This is a genomic window from Oscillospiraceae bacterium (genome assembly GCA_009780275.1).
Lineage (GTDB): Bacteria > Bacillota > Clostridia > Oscillospirales > UBA929 > WRAI01.
Map to the genome: position 1 here is coordinate 1 of WRAI01000011.1, position 22,232 is coordinate 22,232.

The window sequence follows — 22,232 nt, forward strand, 5'->3', positions numbered from 1 at the left end:
CAAGTCGTTTGACTGAAATGGATAGATATGAGGATGGCGTTCTGTTATATGCTTTTCTGATAGATTACTCTAATGTGAGTATGGAGTCTTATCTATATGTGTGGGTCAATCCTAATACAGGGGAGCCAACAGCGTTTGAAGAGTCTAGTTTATACGCAAAAGTTCCTAACATTTTATTCCCTATCCCTATGCGCAATGGTGAGATAATTCCATATGATTGGTTTTGGATTCCGCAGTATGGGATAGTTATGACACAATATGGATTTTTTGATATGAGCGTTATGGAAATATATAAGGAGCAGCTTAGAGATGCGGGCTTTTCCCAAGGAAGCCCAGAGGAAGATGCAGCTGTGTCCTTAGAATCGGTATGGCTCTATAACGTGCTAGATGAATCGCCATATGGATATTATGACTCATTTGACCAATTGTTTGTGCATATACACAGTTACGCAGATGGCGAAGGCTTCAGCATAACTATGTTCCGTTAGCTCATGCCAATATGAAAAAAGTTATTTTGGTAATATTGGCTGTCGTTTTGGTTGCGGCTTTACTGGCTGTTGGCATCTTGCTTGCCTCTCGCGGCGAGAATGATGTAATTGACCACACACCAACGCCCATAACGACACCTACTGAAACGCCAGAGCCAACACATACAGAACCAAGCTATGAATACGCCGAAGCGCTGGAACTACTGCAAGAGGAGTTTGGAGAAGATGCGACATTCACCCGTCGTCCCGATTTGGACGAGTGGGTGACAGACATCCCACGTTATGCCTTTTTGGTAACATACCCTATGCGCGGAATTCCACGCTATTTATACGCTTGGGTGCATGTTGTTTATGGTTGGGTATTTGTAGAGGAAGAAGCTATCACCGAGTTTTATTTGAAATGAAATTTCGTCGTTGTGTTTGAATTTATAATGACTGGTGGTAAACCAAGATGGTTTGGCGTTGCTCTCATTTAATAAATTGACTATTTTATTAAGCTCGTTTTTAATTATGGGGTCAATAATAAGATGGTTTATTATTGTATCGATTTTGGGGCGTTCTTTCTTTTGTATTCCAACGCCTATTGCGGCACTTAATTGCTTCGCGTTTTTACCCATTGGCCCTTTTGCCATATCTATTGCCTCCTACACTAAATATAAAATCATTACTACGGCAGTTTGTTTAATAAGTATCTAAGCATTTTCAATAATATCGCTTTTTATGCCGTCAAATATTTTTTTCATACAAGTGAATGTTTCTGCGTCAGGGCCATAAATCCCTAAAAAGCACCCACAGAGATTATTAAATTCTTTTCCAAGGATGATCTTTTCATATCCCGGGCTACAGTTTTTGCAATCGGTGATTACGCAGGGGCGCACATTTGCCCAAAGGATTTCCTTAGTGCGCTCATCTTCTAATGCTGCCGCGCTCTCATTTTCCCAAGCAGACGGCAAAATATTTATAAAGGTATCAAAACTTGCTGCTCCGTCGTTATAAATTGCAATGTTAATTGTAAACAAGGCCTTTTCATTAAATGTGGGATTCCAAAAGAAGTTATCGGAATCACTGAATTGCGCACCATTCGTTTGCAAATACTCGACAAAATCCAGCGCGTTTTTGCGCGCTTCTCCCATGAGAACTTCATTGATTATATCTTCAATTTTCATATACATTACACTTTTTCCTGCATAAAATATAAACTTCAACCCATGCTGCTCATAGCTGTGTTGCCAACACCTCTACGATGCGCTCACATGCTTTGCCGTCGCCATAAGGATTGACGGCCTTGGCCATAGCGCTGTGGGCGTTTTCGTCGTTTAACAGTTTTGATGCCTCAGCAATAATGATATCCTTTTCTACACCGACGACTTTGACAGTTCCCGCTTCGACAGCCTCGGGGCGCTCAGTTTCCGTGCGCAAAACGAGCACCGGTTTGCCTAGCGACGGCGCTTCCTCTTGAATACCGCCAGAGTCGGTCAAAATTAAGTGACACTGTGCCATAAGGTTATGCATATCATCGACGTCCAGCGGCTCAATGAGGTGGATTCGGTCGTGTTTGCCCAGAATTTCATGTGCCAAATTTAACACGGCGGGATTTTTGTGTACGGGGTAAATCACGCGCACATCTCGGTATGTATTTACAATATTCAGCACAGCTTCAAAAATATTGCGCATGGGTTGGCCTAAATTTTCGCGGCGGTGGGCTGTCATTAAAATCACACGCCCCGATTGTAAATCCAATTTTTGCAGGGCAGGGGATTTGAACGCATAATCGCCTCGCACAATGGACAACAATGCGTCGATGACCGTATTGCCGGTCAGGTAGACATTCTCTGTAATGCTCTCAGCGGCAAGGTTAGCTACATTGGTGGATGTCGGCGCAAAGTGGTAGGTTGCCAATTTGCCTGTCATGGTGCGATTGACTTCCTCGGGAAAAGGGGAATATCTGTCAAATGTTCGCAAGCCGGCCTCAATGTGCCCCACAGGAATTTGTTGATAAAATGCCGCCAGTGCTGCGACAAAACTGGTCGTTGTGTCGCCATGCACGAGAACAATGTCAGGCTGGCATTCTTGCAAAATGGGTTCAAGTCCTGTCAGCACAGCGGCAGTGATGCTTGTCAATGTTTGACCGGGTTTCATGACGTTGAGGTCGTAGTTGGCCTTGACGTCAAAAATGTTCATGACTTGGTCGAGCATTTCACGGTGCTGTGCCGTAATGCAAACAATGCTTTGCAAGCCGGGTGTTTGCTCGATTTTTTTGACCAGCGGCAGCATTTTGACGGCCTCGGGTCGTGTGCCGAATACACTTAGCACTTTTTTCATGACTTTTCCTCGATTTCCTTGGCCGCTATTGCTACAAACTCGGCGACGGGCATCGCGCCTTTGTCGCCGTCACGTGCACGCACGCTGACGGTGTTTTCCTCTTGTTCTTTGTCGCCTACAATGAGCATATAGGGGATTTTTTCGAGCTGTGCTTCGCGGATTTTGTAGCCGATTTTTTCGTTGCGTTCGTCAATCTCAACGCGCAATCCGCTGGCGCGCAAATCGTTGGCGACTCGGCGACAGTGGTCTTGGTGACGGTCTGTCAGGGGTAACAGTTTGACCTGTACTGGTGCAGTCCACAACGGCAATGCGCCTGCGTATTTCTCTAATAGCATCGCCAATGTGCGTTCGTAACAACCCAGCGATGAACGGTGGATAACGTAGGGATGTTTCTTTTGTCCATCGGCGTCCACATAATCCATGCCAAATCGCTCGGCTAACTGGAAGTCGAGCTGAATGGTCAACAAGGTATCCTCTTTACCGTGTACATTTTTGAACTGCACGTCCAGCTTGGGACCATAAAACGCCGCTTCGCCGTCAGCTTCGACATAATCAAGTTGCATTTTGTCTAAGGTAGCTTTCAAAATAGCTTGTGCATTTTCCCAATCCTCGGCGGTGCCCAAGTATTTTTCTTTGTTGTTCGGGTCCCATTTTGAGAAGCGATAGGTTAAATCATCGCGAATGCCCAGCGCGTCCATGATGTGTTCGAGCAGTTCCATACAGCCAACAAATTCGCTTTCCACTTGCTCGGGCGTGCATATAATATGCCCGTCTGCCAACGTGAACTGCCGTACGCGAATTAGACCGTGCATTTCGCCGGAGCCTTCATTACGGAACAGCGTGGCCGTTTCGTTCAGACGAATGGGCAAATCGCGGTAGGAACGCATTTTATTAAGATAAACTTGGAATTGGAACGGACAGGTCATGGGACGCAGGGCAAACACATCATTGTTTTCTTCGGCGTCGGCATCGCCGATAACAAACATACCATCGCGGTAATGTTGCCAGTGTGACGAAATTTTATAGGTGTCTCGCTTTGCCATCATAGGGGTTTTAGTTAGTAAATAGCCGCGTTTTTCCTCCTCGTCTTCGACAAAACGCTGTAAAAGTTGCAAAACCTTTGCACCCTTTGGTAGTAGAATAGGCAAGCCTTGTCCGATATAGTCAACCGTTGTAAAGTAGCCTAGTTCACGCCCGATTTTGTTATGGTCACGCTTTTTCGCCTCTTCCAGCGCGTGCAAATGTGCCGCCAACTCATCTTTGGTCGCAAATGCCGTGCCGTAAATGCGCTGTAACATCTTATTATCGCTATTACCACGCCAATATGCGCCGGTAACATTGAGAAGTTTGAATGCTTTAATCCGCCCGGCGTGGTCAATGTGCGGCCCGGCGCAGAGGTCAACAAAATCGCCGGTCTTGTAGAAAGAAATTTCGGCGTCGTCGGGTAGTTCGTGAATCAACTCCACTTTATATGGTTGATCAGCCATGGCTTCGAGTGCCTCAGCTCGGGGCAGTGTGTATGCTGTAAAAGCATGGCGTTCTTTGATGATTTTTTTCATCTCAGCCTCAATCGCTTTTAAATCTTCTTGCTTGATGTGTGTATCGAGGTCGAAATCGTAGTAGAAACCATTGTCGATGGCAGGGCCGATGGCTAATTTTGCGTTTGGGTACAAACGCGTTACCGCGGCTGCCATGACATGGGAAACACTATGGCGCAGGGTTTGCAAGTCAAATGTGGGTGCTTGGCTCATTGTTTTATCCTCCGCGTTTAATCTGCTGAATAGTATAGCAGATTGCGCGGATAATTGCAAATAAAAAGCAAGGCGGGGGACAAACCCCGCCTTGCTGTGACGTTGCGGTTGTTTTTACTGCGAACGGCAAGAGCAGAGACTCTGCGTTGGTTAGGTATAGTCTGACGGATTTTCACAACGCCATTCGCAGAATTCCAAGGTAAAGCCGTTTAGGTCTTCGACGTTAAAAGCGTCTGTCCCCCAGTTGTTGTGGCGGATTTTGGTGATTTTGCTCCAACCGCGCTTGATGATTGAGGTGTGCAATTCTGCCAGACCGCTGACAAAGATAAATGCGCCGCAACGAATTGGCACATCGTTGCTTTGGCTTTGGCGGAGGTGGAAGCCTTTGAAGTTTTGGTACGGCGAGTTGAGGTCGTCGTGGGCTTGCGGGCAGATGGTGGCGTGGCAGTACTTTTCGATGCCGTCCTCGTCGGTACCGTAACCCCAGTTGAGATATTTTTTGTACCAATGGCAGGTGTCGAGTAGCGATGGGACGTACAAGATTGGCTCTACGCTGTCGATGTAGCCGCCCATGTTTTGTAGTGCGGCGATGTCTTTGGCCAGCGGGCTGTTGCTGATTGAGCGCCATGCTTTATAGTCCTTGCCGCTTAGTCGGTAGACGGTGGCATCGTCGCAGCAGGCGAGGATTTTGACGAGTTCGTCGTAGGATACGCTGCCGTTGCAGGCGACTAAGAAATCCTTGCCGGTGTCAATGTCGGCAAGCTCGGCGAGCATGCTTTCGGTGAATTTTACGTTATCTTTGGCGCATTGCAAGAGTTGTTTTTGTGCGTTGAGTGACAGGCAGGGGATTGTTTTTGAGCCGATGTCACATAGGTTGATGGTTGACATAATGTTTTTTCTCCTTTTTGATTGTAGTGTGGGTGATGGTGTGCTTAACAGGCGTTTCAAGGCTTGGCGGGCTTCGTAGAGCCGGCTTTTGACGGTGGCGGTGCTGATGTCTAGTGCCACTGACAATTCCTGCATGGTGTAACCGCCGAAGTATTTGAGGAGTACGACTTGGCGCTGGGCTTGGGATAGTTGCTCGATGGCGGCATAGAGTGTGGCGTGGCTTGTCGGTTGGGGTTGGTTTGGGTGTGTGGTTTGTTGCTTTGCAGCCTGTCGGAAGTGCTGTTTGATTTCGTTATTGCAGATGACGAATAGCCACGGGGCGGCGGATTCCGGCTTTTGGAGTGAGCCGTAGCGCAGGAAGGCTTTGAAAAAGGTGTTTTGCGCGATGTCGGCGGCATCGTGGTCATTGCCGACTTGTTTTAAGGTGTGGTAGAAGACTTTGGCGTAGTTGGTGTTGACCAGGTCTTGAAATTCCTGCATTGTTTTCCCTCCTCTCGTAATATAGACGCGAAGACAGGTTAAAAGTTGGGTGCCGTCATTGACATTTATCGCCGGAAGTGATAGATTGAGTATAGCACAAGTAAAAGGAGAACACCATGCTCGACACACTACGCGGCATTGAAGAGAAATACAACGTCATTGAAACACAGCTCGCCGACCCTGAGGTGTATGCCGACCCACAGGCGATGGGCAAGTTGCTCAAAGAGCAGAAGGCACTCATGCCGTTGATGGAGGCTTATAAAGAGTATGCGGCGGCGTTGCAGACTGTCGAGGAATCGATGGAAATCCTTAACGCGGGCGGCGATGTGGAGCTGCGGGAGTTGGCGCAGGAGGAGTTGGACGCGGCGAGAGCGGTCATTCCCGATCTTGAAGAGCGCATGAAAATTCTGTTATTGCCCGTTGACCCAAATGATGAAAAGAATGTCGTAATGGAAGTTCGTGCCGGTGTTGGTGGCGAGGAGTCGGCGTTGTTTGCGTCGGCGTTGTATCGTATGTATACCATGTTTGCCGAGAGCAATCGATGGAAAGTGGAAAATTTGAGCGTAAACGACACTGAATTGGGTGGAATTAAAGAAATTTCGTTTCTGATTTCGGGAAACGGCGCCTATTCACGTTTGAAATACGAGAGCGGCGTACATCGCGTGCAACGTGTGCCGGACACCGAAACGCAGGGGCGTATTCACACATCGGCTGCAACTGTTGCCGTATTGCCAGAAGCCGAAGATGTCGATATTGAAATCAACCCTGCCGACTTGCAAATTGAAACCATGCGCGCCAGCGGCGCGGGCGGACAACACGTCAATAAGACCGATTCGGCCATTCGGATGTTGCATATTCCGAGCGGGTTGGTCGTTGAGTGTCAAGACGAGCGCAGCCAGCACAAGAACAAAGACCGCGCCTTGAAAATTCTAAAAACGCGCTTACTCGACATGGAACGTCAAAAGCAAACCGATGAAATTGCGGCGGCACGCAAAGGGCAAGTTGGCTCGGGCGACCGCAGTGAGCGCATTCGGACGTATAATTTCCCGCAAAGCCGTGTGACCGACCACCGGATTAACTTGACGCTGTATAAAATTGACGCCATTATGAACGGCGAGTTAAACGAAGTGGTTGACGCGCTGACAACGGCGGACCAGGCGGAGAAGTTGAAGGGGGAGGAGTAGATGAAATCAATTGAAACACCACGATTGATTTTGAGGAAATTTCGACATGATGACTTTGATGCTGTGCATAGTTATGCGGGCAATGATGAGAATTTTAACTACATGCCATACCCAACGAACACTGAGCAAGTAACCCGTGAGAAAATCGCTGAATTTATTGCCAAAGCGGAAGTAAACCCTATAAAAAATTATAATTGGGCTGTTACATTAAGAGATGGCGGACAGCTTATTGGCGGGTGCGGGCTTGATATTAACGACAATTATGGTAGCGTGGGTTGGTTGCTGCACCGCAATTACTGGCGGCAAGGTTACGGTACGGAAATAGGGCGGGCATTGCTGAAATTTGGCTTTGAGTCATTGAATTTGCATCGAATTATAGCCGAATGCTATGCCGAAAATATTGGCTCATGGGGCATTATGGAGAAAATCGGAATGCGCCGTGAGGGGCATTTCTTAGACGCTTTTCCCGCGCACAAAAAGTCGGATAGTGAGTACGATGACGCGTTTTTGTATGCGATGTTAAGGCGGGAGTGGGAGACTCAAACTGAAATTGCTCGCTATGCTCTGTTGCCTATTACATTTGACGGCTTTGTCGACTTGCCCGAACTGCGTGACGGCGAATTGTATTTTGTTTGCATAAAGAAAACGCCGTATCAGCCCGAACGGAATTGGATGCCGAATTACAGCTTCATCATTTGCAAGGGCGGCGAGAAAATCGGTGACGCGCGCTTGACCATCGGCTTTACCGAGGGGCTGTACTACGGCGGGCAAATTGGCTATAATATCGATGAACCACACCGAGGCAACGGCTATGCTGCACGGGCTTGCCGCTTGTTGGCGCCTATTGCTAAGGCGCATGATATGACTAAATTGTTGATTTCAAACCGCCATGACAACCGAAGTTCCATACGCGTTTGTGAAAAATTGGGCGCAAAGCTGGTTCGCACAGTGGCATTGCCGGGATGGCATGATTTGTACAAAGATAATGGCTATCGCACGGTTAATATTTTTGAATGGGATTTGGAGGCGTGAATTAAGAATGGGCTATACGATAGAAAAGCTCGCCCCGGACAACTATTACAAGTGTGGCAATATTTGGGATATGAACAAGAACCCCAAAAGGACAAAAAAGTGGCATGACGAACTTATATCCGGCAATAGAATCACCTTTGTGTATGTGGAAAATGACGAATATATAGGCGAAGGCTCACTCGTTCTAGTCAGCGGAGATTTAGGATGCACCATTGAAAATGAACGTATTTATCTTTCGAGAATGGTGGTTAAGCCGGAATACCGCAATCGCGGTATCGGGGGCGTGTTGCTTGATTATTTAACCGAGTACGCTAAGAGTCTAGGCTACAAAGAAATGTCTTTGGGCGTGGACATAGACAGTATCGGAGCCAGATGGCTGTATGAGAAAAAAGGCTTTACAAGCATTTTCCGTATGGGCGAAGATGAGGGCGGCAAGTTTGTAAAATTACTAAAAACGCTTTGAATCTTAGGAGGACACACCATGACAACCAAAGAACGCTTTACGCGCATAATCAACCGCCAAGACGTTGACCGTATACCCATTAAGGATTGGCCGTGGCCGGGCACAGTGCAGCGTTGGGAGCAAGAGGGCTTGCCTGCGGGGATGGATTACCGCGATTATTTCGGCATCGACAAAGTGCAGGAATTATGGGTTGATATTTCGCCGCGCTATGAGGTGGAAGTCATTGAAAAAACAGACGAATACACAATTTGCACTAATGCCTGGGGCGCGACGTATAAAGATTTTGGCGGCGGTGAGTCTACGCCGGAATTCTTGGACTTCAAAGTGAAGGATTCTAAAATTTGGCAAGAAACAAAAGCGCGTATGACCGTCGACCCGTCGCGCATTGATTGGGCGGCGTTGGAAGACAATCACGCCAAATGGGTTGCCAATGGCGATTGGATTGAAGCTGTTTTTTGGTTTGGTTTTGACGTGGCGCATTCGTGGATGAGCGGCACAGAAACCATTTTGATGGCGATGATTGAAGAGCCGGAATGGGTTGAAGATATTATTAACACATATTTAGACAAGTGTATTGCGCATTACGACATGATGTGGGACAAGGGCTATCGCTTTGACTCCATCCACTGGCCCGATGATATGGGTTATAAAGGCACAACGCTGTTTTCGCCCGAAATTTATCGGCAGATTATCAAACCGGCGCATAAACGCGCCGTTGATTGGGCGCACAATAAAGGCATTGTTGCACGGCTGCATTCTTGCGGTAACATTACAAAATTGCTGCCCGACATTGTTGACACCGGTGTCGATATACTCAATCCGTTAGAAGTTAAGGCCGGCATGGACGCACTGGCCGTTAAAGCCGAGTACGGCGATAAACTTACGTTGCACGGTGGGCTTGATATTAAACTGTGGACGAACCCCGAAGCTGTGGTTGCCGAGATTGAACGCCTTGTGCCGAAACTGAAAGAGGGCGGGGGGTATATCTTTGCGAGTGACCATTCGATTCCCAGCAGTGTGAGTTTGGAAAACATGCGTGTGGTGGTGGAGGCGGCAAAACGTGTGGGAACGTATTGAGTAAATAAGAATGCAGAAATAAGGAATGGGCGTTATGAAACATATTGCAACGATTACGGATAAGGATATCATCGGCGTTGACGGCTTATCTACTGCGCCGCCGCGTATTTGTGTGCGTGCGGTGTTATTTGATCGAGATGGCAATATTGCACTGTGGCATATAAAAAAATGGGAAGTTTATATGTTGCCGGGCGGCGGGGTCGAAGATGGTGAGGATTTTTATACGGCATTGAAACGTGAAATGCTGGAAGAGTGCGGCTGCGATTGTGAGATTATCGCTGAACTCGGGCGAGTTGATGAGAACAGTAATTGCGCCGAACCTAGCGTTGTTGCTGAAAACTATTGCTATATCGCGAGAGTAGTCGGCGAAAAGAGTGAGTTGAGCTTGTGTGATTATGAAATCGCCGACGGAAGTGAACCATTGTGGTTGCCGTTGCCACAGGCATTTGAACTCGCTTCACAGCAGCAATTCAGCAACCAACGACCTGTTGATGGGCGTTGGTGGACAAAAGCGGTAACGGTTACGATACTAAAAGAAGCGTTGGCATGGACACAGGAGAATGCGCTATGACTATCGGCCTCACAGGTCCAATCGGTAGCGGTAAATCGCAAGTCGCGGCAATTTGGCGGAAATGCGGGTTGCACGTTATTGATTGCGATGTGGTGTATCGTGAATTGCTGACAGCATCAAAAGTATTGCAACGCGCCGTGTTGGGCGAATTTCCGTCCGTTGACGATAGCGGCAAAATCAATCGGGCAAAGTTGGCGGAAATTGTATTCAACAACGCCGACGCGCTTGCAAGGCTGGAAGCTGTTACACATCTGCATATTGCCGAAGAAGTGGCGAAAAAGATTGCAGATATTGATGGCGATGTCGTAATTGAGGCGATTGCGCTACTGAAAAGTGATATTGTGCGGCATTGCGATTGCATTGTAAGTGTCACTGCGCCGCCGGCATTGCGCATACAACGTGTCGTTGCGCGGGATAATTTGACGGTAGAGCAAGTGCAAGCGCGGATTAACGCTCAGCCCGATGATGTGTATTATCGAGAAGAGTCGGATTATTGTATTGAAAACGATGGCACAGAGCTTGAATTGCGCAAGAATGCGTTGAAAATATTAGAATATTGTAGGAGCGCACAGCCCGCCAATAATAAATAATCAATGGGCGGACACTGTGCGCCCCTATAAAGAAGGAGAAAAAATTATGGAAAAAAAAGACCAACGCCATGAGGCATTGTTGCGGAGTCCAAAAAACGGCTACGACACACTCAACGCCGAGGAAACAAAGAAAATGGACGAATTGTGCGAAGATTACCGCACTTTTCTGGACGATTCGATGACCGAGCGCGAAGCTGTTAAGGCGACTATTGCAATTGCCGAAAAGCACGGATTCAAGCTGTTTGTGCCGGGCGAAAGCTATCAAGCCGGCGACAAGATTTACGCCGACAATCGCGGTAAGGCAATGATTTTAGCCATTATCGGAAAGCAATCAATGGAGACGGGGTTTAACCTAATTGCCGCGCATATCGACACGCCGCGGCTGGACTTGAAACCCAACCCGTTGTACGAAGCCGATGGGCTGGCGTATTTCAAAACGCACTATTACGGCGGCATTAAGAAATACCAATGGACGGCGTTGCCGTTGGCGTTGATGGGCGTGGTGTACGACAGACAAGGCAAACAAATTGACATTAAAATTGGCTTCGATGCCGTCGATCCGGTGCTATACATCACTGATTTACTGCCGCATTTGGCGAAAGACCAAATGAAAAAATCAATGACTGAAGGTATTGCCGGCGAAGAACTCAATGCCTTGATTGCCTCAAAACCCGACAGCGAAGAAGGCAAAGACCGCGTGAAACTCGCTGTGATGGAACTGCTTAACCAAAAGTACGGCATTACCGAATGCGATTTCCAAACTGCCGAACTGTCGCTTGTGCCTGCGTTGTCGGCACGATATGTGGGGCTGGACAGTTCGATGATTGGCGCGTACGGTCATGATGACCGCGTGTGTTCGTATGCGGCGTTGCAAGCGTTGCTTGACTTGCAGGAAGTGCCAGAAAAGACGGCACTCGTGTTGCTCGCCGACAAGGAAGAAATCGGCAGTGAGGGCGTTACAGGCATGAAGAGCGCGCATTTCGATTGGTTTGTTAACGGATTATGTAAACCTAATAATATTAGTTTATTTGACTGTTACGCCAACTCATTCTGCGTGTCGGCAGACGTAAGCAATGCGTATGACCCGACGTTTGCCGGTGTTAGTGAGAAAAATAACAGTGCCATGCTCAACCACGGCATTGCTGTATGCAAGTACACCGGGCGCGGCGGCAAAGGCGGTGCGTCGGACGCAAGTGCCGAAGTGATGTCAAAACTGCGCGGTATGTTTGACAAAGCCAACGTGCTGTGGCAGATGGCGGAACTCGGTAAAGTCGACCAAGGCGGCGGCGGCACTGTCGCGGCGTATCTGGCGGAACGCAATATTGATATTGTCGATGCCGGTGTGCCTGTGTTGTCAATGCACGCGCCGTTTGAGTTGGTGGGTAAACTGGATGTGTTTATGGCATATAAAGCGTACGGGGCGGTGCTGGCTAGTTAGGAATTAAAAAATGGGGGTCGAGTTAAATGCTCGGCCCTTTTTGCAACAAAGTTGTTTTTGGTAATCCAGCAGAGAAAATGTGTGTTACACTTATAGCGTAATGTTACACAACTACAGGAGCAGAATTATGAAACCAACGAAGCTATACAACATACTCTACGCCCGTTACGGCAACCTAGATTGGTGGCCTGCCGATGCGCCCTATGAAATGATGATTGGCGCAATCCTCACCCAAAACACAGCTTGGCGCAACGTGGAAAAGGCCATCAATAATTTTGGAAGCGATGTTACGCCTAAATTTGTGGAAAATGCGACGCTAGATGAGCTTGTCGGAATTATTCGTCCTGCGGGGTTCTTCAATCAAAAGGCGGCGTATTTAAAATGTTTGACGGCTTGGTTCAAGCAATATGATTATCAAGCTGAAAAAGTCGCTGCGCAGCCGTTGGAAATATTGCGGCATGAATTGCTTGACATTAAAGGGGTAGGGGAGGAAACTGCAGACTCGATTTTGCTGTATGGGCTTGAGTTACCGTCATTTGTGGTGGATGCATACACAAAACGGTTACTGGGACGTTTGGGTGTGGATGTTAAGTTGACCTACCGTGATGTGCAGGCGTGGTTTATGAACAGTTTGCCTGTTGATGTGCCGTTGTACAATAACTTTCACGCTTGCATTGTGTATGTGTGCAAAGACTTTTGCCGAGCAAAGGCGAAGTGTGACGGATGTCCATTAGGAGCGATTTGCAGCTCATGCCAATAGCCTTTCAATTTCCACATAAAATTTTGTCGAAAGGGTTGCTTTCTTGCAAGATTTAGAGTATACTGGTTCAAGAAATTTATTGGGAAGAAGGCAACAATCCATGAGCCATAAACCATACTCTACACGGGCACAAAAAATCACGGCATCGACCACTATGCGGATTGATGCGCAGTATAAGCAAATGCTTGCCGAGGGGCAGGATGTTATCGGTTTTGGTGCAGGTGAGCCTGATTTCGATACGCCGGAACACATCAAGGCAGCCGGCATTGCGGCGATTGAGAATAATTTGACGCGCTATACGCCTCCGGCGGGCACCGAGGAATTGCGCAAAGCTGTTTGCAAACGCTTCAAAGCAAATAAGGGTTTGGATTACGCGCCAAGCCAGATTGTTGTGTCGAGTGGCGGCAAGCACAACCTATACATTGCGTTGGCATGCCTGCTCAATCCGGGCGATGAGGTGATTTTACCCACGCCGTATTGGGTTAGCTATAAAGAGCAGATTGAGATGTGCGGCGGCGTTGTCGTTGAGGTCAATTGTGACAAGGGCGATCGTTTCGAGCTTGACGTTGATGATATTGCTCATGTCATTACACCCAAGACAAAAGTAATGATACTCAACAGCCCGTCTAACCCAACAGGTATGGTTGTGCCGCGTGAAACATTGGAAAAAATCGCAATGCTGTGTGTGGAACACGAAATTTTCGTCATTAGTGATGAAATTTACAGCAAATTAGTGTATGAGGGAACTTTTACAAGCATTGCGGCTATTTCTCCGAAAATGAAAGACTTGACGGTGGTATTGTCCGGCGTGTCGAAAAGCTTTGCCATGACGGGCTGGCGCGTGGGGTATGTAGCGGCAAACCAGGAGTTGGCGACATTGATGGCAAATTATCAGAGCCATTCGACTTCTTCACCGGCAACAATGGCGCAAAAGGCGGCGGCTGTCGCATTGAGCGGCGACCAGTCGTGCGTTGAAGCGTTGCGAGATGTGTTTCACAAGCGCCGAGATTTATTCTTGGCCAAGGCGGATGAAATACCGCTGGTCAAGGTCATTCGGCCACAGGGGGCGTTTTATGTCATGATGAGCATTGAGGCGCTGCTCGGCAAGACGCTATATGGGAAGGTTATCAATAACGCCGATGATTTTGCTGAGTTGTTGCTTCAGAAGGCGTGCGTTGCCGTTGTGCCATGTGGCGGGTTTGGCGCGCCGAATTATTTGCGTTGGGGCTATGCTACGAGCGACGAAAATATTGTCAAAGGCTTGGAGCGTTTAAAAGTGTTTATTGAGGGAGCCATGTAGTGCAGGGACGCCCCATCGGCACCCAAAATTTGCTGCAAAGACCCCATAATTGACTGAAAAATGCGCGACTTTAAGTCAGTTTTATTTACCGGCCCCTGCCATTAGGCAGGGGTTTTTCGACTTGACATTTTCGGCGATTTGTGGTACAATATATACAGTTCATGTAAAGGAGTCGGTATGCAAGAGTTTTTCCGTACGCTGCTCGAAAATATTATACACTATGTACGGGACGCCACGGTGTCCGACTACATTGATATTTTGCTGGTGACGCTCATTGTCTACCAGCTAATTAAGCTGTTGCGCCGTACGAAAGCTATCCGCGTTATTCAAGGCGTAGTGCTATTGGCTGTGCTGATGTTGTTGGCTGAGCTTTTACAGCTGCAAACAATCAACTATATTTTGAGCAATACGATGCAAGTCGGCATCATTGCGATTATCGTTATGTTTCAGCCGGAACTGCGCAAGATGTTGGAGCAAATCGGTTCGAAAAGTACGTTGCAGCAGCTGCTTGCCAAAGAGAGCCGCAGTACGGTGGAAGCCGCGATCATGCATACGGTCGAGGCTTGCAAAACATTTGCGTGGGAGCGCACAGGCGCGCTGATAATCTTCCAACGCAACGTAATTTTAACCGATATTTTGCGCACGGGTACCATGATTAATGCCGAGACATCAAGTGAACTGTTGCAGAGCATATTTTTCCCAAAATCACCATTACATGACGGCGCGGTAATCATTGAAGAGGGGCGCGTTGTCGGTGCCGGTTGTATGCTGCCGCTGACGACCAGCACCACCGTCAATCGCGAACTGGGTATGCGGCATCGCGCAGCGCTGGGTATGAGTGAAACGTCAGACGCCGTCTGCATCGTTGTCAGTGAGGAGACGGGTTCAATTTCGCTGGTGCAGGACGGTATTATCAAACGGCACTTGACACCGGATACGTTAGAAAAAATGCTGAACAACGAATTGCTTGTTGACGAAGAAATCGCCAATGCCAAAGGCTTGAAACGTTTTACGCGCCGATGGAGGAGGAAATCATGACGAGTGAAAACAATCGCCTCCCAAGCGACGGCCGTACTGAAAGTCGTTTGACTCCTGCCAAAGAGCGCCGCGGCATTAATTTTTTATGGTTACTTTTGAGTCTGTTCGTGGCTGTGGTGCTGTGGCTTTTTGTTATGACCATGCTGGACCCGACGAGTCAGACTACCATCTCGAATTTGCCCGTAACCGTCATTAATGACAGAACCGAAGACCACGAGCTTTTTATACGTGGGGGGTTGGCGTCAACCGTTGATATTACCGTGCGCGGTACGATGAGGGATTTGACGCGGCTGGAGGGGATGCGCGACAGCATTGTTGTGCAATGTTCGTTGGCGCACATTGATGAGACAGGGCAGCATCCTGCGACCATTGAGGTCATCTTGCCAGCAGCGTTGCAAGACAGTGTGGAAGTTATCAGGATTTCGCCGCAAGAGCTTATGTTGGAAGTTGTCGCTTATGCTGTTCGGCGCGTGCCTGTGCGCGTAGATATCAGTGCGGTGGAGCTGGATGAGGATTACCGTATTGATGAGGACAATATCCGCATTGAATCGATTGGCCATCCCGATGATGTGATTGCCAATCGTTTGACCGTCAGCGGCCCGGCCGATGTGGTAGATTATATCGAAGAAGTCACTATTGTGCTGAATGCGACCCAAGCGTCGGAAAGTTTTACGCAAGATGTATATATTTGGGAGTTTTTAGACGCTTACGGCGCAACAATCGGCGAAAGTGATTTGACATTTGCCGAAATAGTTATGGTGTATGTGCCTGTGCATTTCGTTAAGGATGTGCCACTGGCCGTTCAAATTGTTGCCGGCGGCGGCATTCGGCAAGAAGATGTCGAATCGTCTGTGATTTCGCCGACCAGCATACGGTTGCAAGGTGAGCGCGAGATTTTGGACGGTATTCATACCATTGAGCTTGAGCCGGCGATTATCCTCGCCGAATTGGAGAGCATGAGCCAAGACTTTCTTTTTCCCGTACACGTCCCCGTCAACGGCGTCTTCAATGTTGACCGCGTGGAAGAAGCCACAGTGTCGATTACTATCAGCGGCGTGAGCGAGCGCGACGTGGTGGTGGAGAATTTTAGGGTGAACAATGTGCCGGCAGGGATAAGCTATCGCATTGTGCCGCCGATTTCAGTGCGTTTGCGTGGCCCGACGGCATCGGTGCAAGCGCTGAATGCTGACGATATTACGGTGGTTGTTGATCTTGCCATGCAGGGGGCGCCCATTGTCGCCGGACGAATGGGCGCGCAGGCAACGGTGAATATCCGCGGCGCACCACTGGTGGCTGTGATTGGCGAGTTGAGCGTGTCGCTTGAGATTGAGACTGATGCAAGCTAACGGCATCGTCACTGCCGTGAACGTTGACGGTACAGTTGAGATTATTGTTAAACGCGGCGCAGCGTGCGGACACGGATGCCTAACGTGCGGTAGCTGCGGGGTGAGCACCATTACATTAAATGCCTACAATAACTGCAACGCACTTGTGGGTGATGCTGTTGTCGTGCAAACGCCGACAAAGTCGATTCTCGGCATGGCGGCATGGTTGTATGTACTGCCAATTGCATTGTTTTTGGGCGGATATGCTGTTGCACCGTGGGTTGGTGCGGTTGCTTTTGTTGTAACGCTGGGCGCGGCGATACTGTGCGGACGACGGCGCAAGCACGGTGCCACAACGATTGAAATGATAACATCAGAATAGAGGGCATTATGATTGCGAGTATGACAGGTTACGGACGTGCCGAGGGCACGCACGGTAAGCAGAATATTACCATTGAGGTCAAAAGCGTCAACGGGCGGTATTTAGATTGCCATATCCGCACGGGTGCGTTGTATCTGTTTTTGGAAGAGCCTGTCAAGGCACGGTTGAATGCGGCTCTTTCGCGCGGCAAAGTGTCGGCATTTGTCACCATTGACAGCGCGCAGGCTGACAATGCGGCTATCACAGTCAACGCTTCGGTAGCCGAGGGATATATGCAAGCGGCAGCACAACTGGCAGCACAACTGGGGAAACCCAATGATTTAAGCGTTACGAGACTGCTGACGCTGCCGGATGTGATTGCTACACAGCGGTCTGAGCAGGATAATGACGCCTTGCAGGCGGCAGTACTCGACGTGCTTGACCATGCGTTGACACAGCTGACAACAATGCGTCGGCGTGAGGGCGAGAATTTAAAGGCCGACTTGTTGGAGCGTTGTTTTGCTGTGGAAGCGTTGCTGGAACAAATCGTTGCTTTGGCACCGCAGGCGACGGAAGCGTATCGCACCAAAATTGACGCTCGTATGCGCGAACTGTTAGGCGATGAGCAGTTCGACCCGCAGCGTGTGCTGGCTGAGGCGGCGCTGTTTGCCGACAAAGCGGCGATTGACGAGGAAATTGTGCGACTGCGCAGTCATATCAAGCAAATGCGTGACTTGCTTGATAAGGGCGGCGGGCGCAAGCTTGATTTCTTGATGCAGGAATTTCACCGCGAAGCAAACACCATCGGGTCAAAGTGTAATGATGCCGATATGGCACGGATTGTGGTGGACTTGAAAGCTGAGATTGAGAAAATGCGGGAGCAGGTGCAGAATATAGAGTAGGTGTGGTGATATTTGTTGTTAGAGAATTTATATTAGTGGAGGTTAAAATGTCAAAGAAACTATTGGAAATAGCAAAGGAAAAATTAAGTGGTCAGCTACTTGCAGACTTTGAAGATTTTTACGCATTTTTAAAGTCAGAAGACATGACCATTTCACAGGGGTATAAATGCTATAAATTCAAGTATAAAGGCATAGATGTAGGCAAAGTGCGTATCAACGAAAATTCTATCGGCTGTGAAGTTTCGTTTGAATGGATTGGTAATAGTGATAAATATGTGAATGAGCAATCGGAGGAAGTTGTCGATATATTTATGAAAGCGTTGGAGCATAAATGTGTTAATTGCGCGAAGGAGGGTTGTTCAAAGGATTTAGCGATGACAGTCAATGTTGCCGGAAACAGCCATATGAATATTTGCGTTCTTGCATTTGGTGAATCGAAGTCTTTTGCGTTTACATCTATTGATAACGATATGAGGAATATGATGTGGATAACGCCGTGGATAAGACCGGAATCTATGCACCATTATAATAACATCCCGGTTTTCATTGATAGTGTTAAAAGTTTAATACTTATTAAAAAAGCGTATATCATAGATAAAACATAATATGAGTAGTAACAATGGCAATAAAACTGCACAAAATAAACATTATACAGCATAGGGCACAGCAATTACCACGGAGGATTTTCAATGAAACTCATCAACATAGGATTTGGCAATATGGTCAACACGGCGCATTTGATAGCTGTTGTAAGCCCCGAATCGGCACCCATTAAGCGGAGTATTACCGAGGCGCGGGAGCGAAAAATGCTGATTGACGCGACATATGGACGGCGTACGCGTGCTGTCATTGTGATGTCGAGCGATCATGTGATTTTGTCGGCGATTCAACCTGAAACCATTGCCAACCGGCTCACCAACCGTATGACTGACGAGGCAACCATTGCCTGTGGGGAGGATGGCGCCGATGAGTAAACAGGGCACGCTGGTCGTATTGAGCGGTCCGTCCGGCAGTGGTAAGAGTACAGTCATCGCTGCTATGCTGAAGCAATACGGCAAGTTTTTGCCGCCGGTGCATTTTTCGGTGTCGGCAACCACGCGTGAGCCGCGCCCGGGCGAAGATGACGGCGTGGCGTACCACTTTGTCAGCCGTGAGAAATTTGATGAGTTGGTTAAGGGAGACGGACTGTTAGAGTTTGCTGCGTTTGCCGGGCATCAATATGGAACGCCTTATGCACCTGTGAAGCAGCGTATTGAGTTGGGCGAAGTCGTATTGCTCGACATTGAAGTTAAGGGTGCAGTGCAAATCAAACAGCGACATCCCGACGCACTGTTTGTCTATCTGGTACCACCATCATTAGATGAGCTTGAAGACAGGCTGCGAAAACGCGGCACAGAGTGTGAGGAGAGTATTGCTAAGCGTATGCAAGCAGTCAGCGAACAATTGTCAGAACTTGACATTTATGATCATATCGTGTTTAATCGTAAGGGAGACATTGACCGTGCGGCGTTTGAACTGGCGTCTGTGATTATGGCGAAGTTGGCGTCAGGGCGGGAAATACAAAAATAGAGGAGATTATTATGTTAGAACCATCCATCGCGCAAATGATGCAATCGGTGAACAATCGCTATCTCTTGGTGAATGTTGTGGCGCAACGTACACGCGACATTGCCGAAGATGCCCGTGAGGAGGGTGTTTTCTTGGAAGAGAAGCCACTCAGCATCGCCATTCGGGAAGTTGCCGAGGGGCGTATACAGGCATCGGTATAATGCCGCATGTGCCAGGCAAACTGTACGCTAAGCTCGCGCTAGAGTTACCGTTGCAAGGCTTGGATGCTGTATACGATTATGAAGTGCCTGAACAGTGGCGTGAGGATATTTGCGCGGGCTGTCGAGTCGTTGCGCCGTTTGGGCGGGGCAATACGCGGAAAGAAGGCATTGTCTTGGCATTGAGTAATGAATCGGTGCATTCCAAGACAAAGCCGATTTTGCAGCTGCTCGACCGCGAACCTATTGCCACAGGTCAGGATATTCAACTTGCATTTTGGGTGCGGGAGCGTTTTTTCGCGCCGTTTTACGCTGTCTTGCGCGCCATGTTGCCTGCGGGTGTATGGTTGCAGGCAAAGACGGTTTGCTTTGTGAATGATGTCGGCGAAGAAGTTGTGGCAGAGGCATGTCAACATGAACCGCAAGTGTTGGCGTTGTGGCAATGGCTTAAACGACAGAAAAAAGGCGCAAACCTTAGCGCCGTGCTGGCACAGCAGGGCGGTGAGCTGGCATGGGAATCATTGCGACTCAAAGGCTTTGCGCGTGTTGAGGAAAAGCGTGCACCACGGCTGAACGACAAAACAGAAGTGCTTGTCACATTGTCGCCCGACTTCAGTGTGCGAGAATATGCGGGGCGTATGGCGCATCGCGCGTCGTTACAGGTGGCGTTGCTGGAGCTCTTGCAAGCCGAGGGACCAACTTTGCCGTGGCACGAGTTGCGCTATTATACAGGTGCGACAGCAGCGACATTGCGGGCTTTGGAGAAGTTGCAGGCTGTGAATACGCATGAGCGTGAGAGTTTTCGTCGCCCTGAGCTGGAACTGTCGAGCAAGACAATCGAAACACTGACCGAGGCACAACAAGCGGTATTTGAGAGACTTGTTGAACTGCATGACCGCCGGCAAACCGGAAGTGGCGTTCGCTCGCGAGGCGCATTGCTGCATGGTGTGACGGGCAGTGGCAAGACGGCAGTCTATATTAAGCTTATTGAACACACGCTGGCACAAGGCGGCGGCGCGATGGTGCTTGTGCCGGAAATCGCATTGACACCGCAGCTGGTGTCGCAATTCACGCAACAGTTTGGCGACCGTGTTGCCATGCTCAACAGCGGCATGACGCTGACGCAACGCTATGATGAATGGAAGCGCGTGCGGTCAGGACAGGCTGATGTGGTGGTTGGCACGCGTTCGGCAGTCTTCGCACCCATGCGTAAGCTGTCGCTGATTATTCTTGATGAGGAGCATGAGGGCAGCTATAAAAGCGATAACATGCCGCGCTACCATGCCCGCGACGTGGCGAAATATCGCGCTGCCCAGCACAATGCCTTGCTTGTGCTGGGCAGCGCGACGCCGAGCATTGAAAGCATGTACGCTGCACGGACGGGTAAGCTGACATTGCTGGCGTTGCCGGGGCGGTTTAATGCGTCGGCGTTACCGGCGGTGACGATTGCTGACTTGCGGGTTGATTTAGAGAATGGCTTGAATGGTGTAGTTGGAAATGTTTTAGCGCAAGAGCTGCGCAAAAATTTAGAAAACGGCGAACAATCTATCCTTTTTGTCAATCGGCGTGGTCGTGATAGAATGCATACTTGTTTGCAATGCGGCGTGTCACCGCAATGTCCGGCATGCAGTAATGCTTTGACGTATCATTCGGCGAACAATCGCCTAATGTGTCATTACTGTGGGTATTCGATGCCGGCACAACAGAGTTGCCACCATTGTGGTGGTGTGATGAAGTCAATGGGATTTGGCACGCAACGTGTGGTGGAAGAATTGCAGCAGATGTTTCCCAACCAGCCCATCATTCGTATGGACACAGACACGACGGGCGGGCGCGGCGCACACGCGACGTTGTTGGCGCAATTTCGCGATGAACGAGTGCCGTTTTTGGTGGGGACGCAAATGGTTACAAAGGGATTGGACTTTGAGAATGTTACGCTTGTTGGTGTTTTAGCGGCCGACTCATCGTTAAATACCGCTGATTTTCGTGCCCATGAGCGGACGTTTGCATTGATTACTCAAGTCGTGGGGCGCGCCGGGCGCGGACAAAAGCCGGGTCGGGCTGTCGTTCAGAGTTTCACACCGCAAAATGTGATACTCCAAGCCTCGGCAGCGCAGGACTACGATGTATTTTATCAAGCCGAATTGCCATTACGGCAGGCACGAAATTTGCCGCCATTTTCCGAAATGTTGCTACTGCGCCTGTCGGGCCGTGAAAATGAGGCAGTGCATTTGGCCGCACTAGCTTTGCGAGATAAGTTAGCAATAATGTTTCCCGCACTAAATATCAAAGGGCCTGCGCCGGCGTCTTTATTTCGGCACAATTTTCAGTATCGCTATCAGCTTGTGTTGTTGGGGCAATTTGACCGCGCAACGCGGCATGGCATTTCAGAGGAAATGGCGGCACTTAGCAAGGCATGTAAGGGCGTATATGTGTATGCTGATTTTATGCCGAATAATATATAACAGCGACTCATTAGGTGATATTATATTAACA

The 22,232-nt window shown here is 48.8% G+C and carries 24 protein-coding genes; 20 read left to right on the plus strand and 4 right to left on the minus strand.

Features of this window, described 5'->3' with window-relative positions:
* Nucleotides 1-488, plus strand: a 488-nt coding sequence (locus tag FWE06_04545; protein MCL2546447.1) for a hypothetical protein, incomplete at its 5' end; no start/stop codon positions are given.
* Nucleotides 489-499: 11 nt separating this feature from the next.
* Entirely contained in the window at nucleotides 500-892 is a 393-nt protein-coding gene (locus FWE06_04550; GenBank protein ID MCL2546448.1) for a hypothetical protein, read from the plus strand.
* Nucleotides 893-1,180: 288 nt separating this feature from the next.
* Here FWE06_04550 and FWE06_04555 read toward each other — a convergent pair whose 3' ends face one another.
* From FWE06_04555 to FWE06_04570, 4 genes are all read right to left on the minus strand, one after another.
* Complete coding sequence (locus FWE06_04555) at nucleotides 1,181-1,660, minus strand: hypothetical protein (GenBank protein ID MCL2546449.1); 480 nt, start codon at nucleotides 1,658-1,660, stop codon at nucleotides 1,181-1,183.
* 43 nt (nucleotides 1,661-1,703) lie between these two features.
* Nucleotides 1,704-2,810 carry a UDP-N-acetylglucosamine 2-epimerase (non-hydrolyzing) gene (gene wecB, locus FWE06_04560; protein MCL2546450.1) on the minus strand — a complete coding sequence of 369 codons (1,107 nt, stop codon included), beginning with the start codon at nucleotides 2,808-2,810 and terminating at the stop codon, nucleotides 1,704-1,706.
* Entirely contained in the window at nucleotides 2,807-4,561 is a 1,755-nt protein-coding gene (gene thrS / locus FWE06_04565) for a threonine--tRNA ligase (protein ID MCL2546451.1), read from the minus strand. Before thrS ends, wecB begins: the two co-directional genes overlap by 4 nt.
* Before the next feature lie 150 nt (nucleotides 4,562-4,711).
* Complete coding sequence (locus FWE06_04570; protein ID MCL2546452.1) at nucleotides 4,712-5,929, minus strand: sigma-70 family RNA polymerase sigma factor; 1,218 nt, start codon at nucleotides 5,927-5,929, stop codon at nucleotides 4,712-4,714.
* Nucleotides 5,930-6,045: 116 nt separating this feature from the next.
* Here FWE06_04570 and prfA point away from each other — a divergent pair, with 116 nt between their 5' ends.
* The 18 genes from prfA to priA all read left to right on the plus strand — a co-directional run bounded on the left by prfA (nucleotide 6,046) and on the right by priA (nucleotide 22,201).
* Nucleotides 6,046-7,113 (plus strand): peptide chain release factor 1, encoded by a 1,068-nt coding sequence (gene prfA / locus FWE06_04575; GenBank protein MCL2546453.1) that lies wholly within the window; start codon nucleotides 6,046-6,048, stop codon nucleotides 7,111-7,113.
* On the plus strand, nucleotides 7,114-8,145 hold the full coding sequence (locus FWE06_04580; GenBank protein MCL2546454.1) for a GNAT family N-acetyltransferase: 1,032 nt from the start codon (nucleotides 7,114-7,116) through the stop codon (nucleotides 8,143-8,145).
* A 7-nt stretch (nucleotides 8,146-8,152) separates the two neighbouring features.
* A complete protein-coding gene (locus FWE06_04585; protein ID MCL2546455.1) occupies nucleotides 8,153-8,608 on the plus strand; it encodes a GNAT family N-acetyltransferase in 456 nt (151 codons plus the stop codon).
* Nucleotides 8,609-8,626: 18 nt separating this feature from the next.
* Complete coding sequence (locus FWE06_04590) at nucleotides 8,627-9,685, plus strand: hypothetical protein (protein ID MCL2546456.1); 1,059 nt, start codon at nucleotides 8,627-8,629, stop codon at nucleotides 9,683-9,685.
* A gap of 34 nt (nucleotides 9,686-9,719) precedes the next feature.
* Nucleotides 9,720-10,256 (plus strand): NUDIX domain-containing protein, encoded by a 537-nt coding sequence (locus FWE06_04595; protein MCL2546457.1) that lies wholly within the window; start codon nucleotides 9,720-9,722, stop codon nucleotides 10,254-10,256.
* Complete coding sequence (coaE, locus tag FWE06_04600; GenBank protein MCL2546458.1) at nucleotides 10,253-10,846, plus strand: dephospho-CoA kinase; 594 nt, start codon at nucleotides 10,253-10,255, stop codon at nucleotides 10,844-10,846. The genes FWE06_04595 and coaE overlap by 4 nt, the downstream gene beginning before the upstream one ends.
* 46 nt (nucleotides 10,847-10,892) lie before the next feature.
* Nucleotides 10,893-12,284 (plus strand): aminopeptidase, encoded by a 1,392-nt coding sequence (locus FWE06_04605; protein MCL2546459.1) that lies wholly within the window; start codon nucleotides 10,893-10,895, stop codon nucleotides 12,282-12,284.
* Nucleotides 12,285-12,411: 127 nt separating this feature from the next.
* Nucleotides 12,412-13,044 carry an endonuclease gene (locus tag FWE06_04610; protein MCL2546460.1) on the plus strand — a complete coding sequence of 211 codons (633 nt, stop codon included), beginning with the start codon at nucleotides 12,412-12,414 and terminating at the stop codon, nucleotides 13,042-13,044.
* Between the two features lie 100 nt (nucleotides 13,045-13,144).
* On the plus strand, nucleotides 13,145-14,344 hold the full coding sequence (locus FWE06_04615; GenBank protein ID MCL2546461.1) for a pyridoxal phosphate-dependent aminotransferase: 1,200 nt from the start codon (nucleotides 13,145-13,147) through the stop codon (nucleotides 14,342-14,344).
* A 177-nt stretch (nucleotides 14,345-14,521) separates the two neighbouring features.
* Nucleotides 14,522-15,382, plus strand: a complete 861-nt coding sequence (gene cdaA / locus FWE06_04620; protein ID MCL2546462.1) for a diadenylate cyclase CdaA — start codon at nucleotides 14,522-14,524, stop codon at nucleotides 15,380-15,382.
* Entirely contained in the window at nucleotides 15,379-16,728 is a 1,350-nt protein-coding gene (locus tag FWE06_04625) for a hypothetical protein (GenBank protein MCL2546463.1), read from the plus strand. The genes cdaA and FWE06_04625 overlap by 4 nt, the downstream gene beginning before the upstream one ends.
* Entirely contained in the window at nucleotides 16,718-17,089 is a 372-nt protein-coding gene (locus FWE06_04630) for a SoxR reducing system RseC family protein (GenBank protein ID MCL2546464.1), read from the plus strand. Before FWE06_04625 ends, FWE06_04630 begins: the two co-directional genes overlap by 11 nt.
* Nucleotides 17,090-17,097: 8 nt before the next feature.
* Entirely contained in the window at nucleotides 17,098-17,970 is an 873-nt protein-coding gene (locus FWE06_04635) for a YicC family protein (protein MCL2546465.1), read from the plus strand.
* A 47-nt stretch (nucleotides 17,971-18,017) separates the two neighbouring features.
* Nucleotides 18,018-18,575: a hypothetical protein gene (locus FWE06_04640; GenBank protein ID MCL2546466.1), complete on the plus strand. Its 558-nt coding sequence runs from the start codon at nucleotides 18,018-18,020 to the stop codon at nucleotides 18,573-18,575.
* Nucleotides 18,576-18,659: 84 nt separating this feature from the next.
* A complete protein-coding gene (locus tag FWE06_04645; GenBank protein MCL2546467.1) occupies nucleotides 18,660-18,944 on the plus strand; it encodes a DUF370 domain-containing protein in 285 nt (94 codons plus the stop codon).
* On the plus strand, nucleotides 18,937-19,539 hold the full coding sequence (gene gmk / locus FWE06_04650; GenBank protein MCL2546468.1) for a guanylate kinase: 603 nt from the start codon (nucleotides 18,937-18,939) through the stop codon (nucleotides 19,537-19,539). The genes FWE06_04645 and gmk overlap by 8 nt, the downstream gene beginning before the upstream one ends.
* 11 nt (nucleotides 19,540-19,550) lie before the next feature.
* Nucleotides 19,551-19,739, plus strand: coding sequence for a DNA-directed RNA polymerase subunit omega (rpoZ, locus tag FWE06_04655; GenBank protein ID MCL2546469.1), 189 nt, complete (start codon nucleotides 19,551-19,553; stop codon nucleotides 19,737-19,739).
* Complete coding sequence (priA, locus tag FWE06_04660; protein ID MCL2546470.1) at nucleotides 19,739-22,201, plus strand: primosomal protein N'; 2,463 nt, start codon at nucleotides 19,739-19,741, stop codon at nucleotides 22,199-22,201. Before rpoZ ends, priA begins: the two co-directional genes overlap by 1 nt.
* Nucleotides 22,202-22,232: the final 31 nt, after the last annotated feature.

Bases quoted from the DNA above. Each gene is read 5' to 3' on its own strand.
- cdaA (MCL2546462.1), top strand. From the start codon at position 14,522: ATGCAAGAGTTTTTCCGTACGCTGCTCGAAAATATTATACACTATGTA.
- FWE06_04595 (MCL2546457.1), top strand. From the start codon at position 9,720: ATGAAACATATTGCAACGATTACGGATAAGGATATCATCGGCGTTGAC.
- FWE06_04645 (MCL2546467.1), top strand. From the start codon at position 18,660: ATGAAACTCATCAACATAGGATTTGGCAATATGGTCAACACGGCGCAT.
- FWE06_04555 (MCL2546449.1), bottom strand. From the start codon at position 1,660: ATGTATATGAAAATTGAAGATATAATCAATGAAGTTCTCATGGGAGAA.
- FWE06_04550 (MCL2546448.1), top strand. From the start codon at position 500: ATGAAAAAAGTTATTTTGGTAATATTGGCTGTCGTTTTGGTTGCGGCT.
- FWE06_04610 (MCL2546460.1), top strand. From the start codon at position 12,412: ATGAAACCAACGAAGCTATACAACATACTCTACGCCCGTTACGGCAAC.
- FWE06_04605 (MCL2546459.1), top strand. From the start codon at position 10,893: ATGGAAAAAAAAGACCAACGCCATGAGGCATTGTTGCGGAGTCCAAAA.
- FWE06_04625 (MCL2546463.1), top strand. From the start codon at position 15,379: ATGACGAGTGAAAACAATCGCCTCCCAAGCGACGGCCGTACTGAAAGT.
- FWE06_04590 (MCL2546456.1), top strand. From the start codon at position 8,627: ATGACAACCAAAGAACGCTTTACGCGCATAATCAACCGCCAAGACGTT.
- FWE06_04635 (MCL2546465.1), top strand. From the start codon at position 17,098: ATGATTGCGAGTATGACAGGTTACGGACGTGCCGAGGGCACGCACGGT.
- prfA (MCL2546453.1), top strand. From the start codon at position 6,046: ATGCTCGACACACTACGCGGCATTGAAGAGAAATACAACGTCATTGAA.
- wecB (MCL2546450.1), bottom strand. From the start codon at position 2,810: ATGAAAAAAGTGCTAAGTGTATTCGGCACACGACCCGAGGCCGTCAAA.
- thrS (MCL2546451.1), bottom strand. From the start codon at position 4,561: ATGAGCCAAGCACCCACATTTGACTTGCAAACCCTGCGCCATAGTGTT.
- rpoZ (MCL2546469.1), top strand. From the start codon at position 19,551: ATGTTAGAACCATCCATCGCGCAAATGATGCAATCGGTGAACAATCGC.
- FWE06_04580 (MCL2546454.1), top strand. From the start codon at position 7,114: ATGAAATCAATTGAAACACCACGATTGATTTTGAGGAAATTTCGACAT.
- gmk (MCL2546468.1), top strand. From the start codon at position 18,937: ATGAGTAAACAGGGCACGCTGGTCGTATTGAGCGGTCCGTCCGGCAGT.
- priA (MCL2546470.1), top strand. From the start codon at position 19,739: ATGCCGCATGTGCCAGGCAAACTGTACGCTAAGCTCGCGCTAGAGTTA.
- coaE (MCL2546458.1), top strand. From the start codon at position 10,253: ATGACTATCGGCCTCACAGGTCCAATCGGTAGCGGTAAATCGCAAGTC.
- FWE06_04630 (MCL2546464.1), top strand. From the start codon at position 16,718: ATGCAAGCTAACGGCATCGTCACTGCCGTGAACGTTGACGGTACAGTT.
- FWE06_04585 (MCL2546455.1), top strand. From the start codon at position 8,153: ATGGGCTATACGATAGAAAAGCTCGCCCCGGACAACTATTACAAGTGT.
- FWE06_04570 (MCL2546452.1), bottom strand. From the start codon at position 5,929: ATGCAGGAATTTCAAGACCTGGTCAACACCAACTACGCCAAAGTCTTC.
- FWE06_04640 (MCL2546466.1), top strand. From the start codon at position 18,018: ATGTCAAAGAAACTATTGGAAATAGCAAAGGAAAAATTAAGTGGTCAG.
- FWE06_04615 (MCL2546461.1), top strand. From the start codon at position 13,145: ATGAGCCATAAACCATACTCTACACGGGCACAAAAAATCACGGCATCG.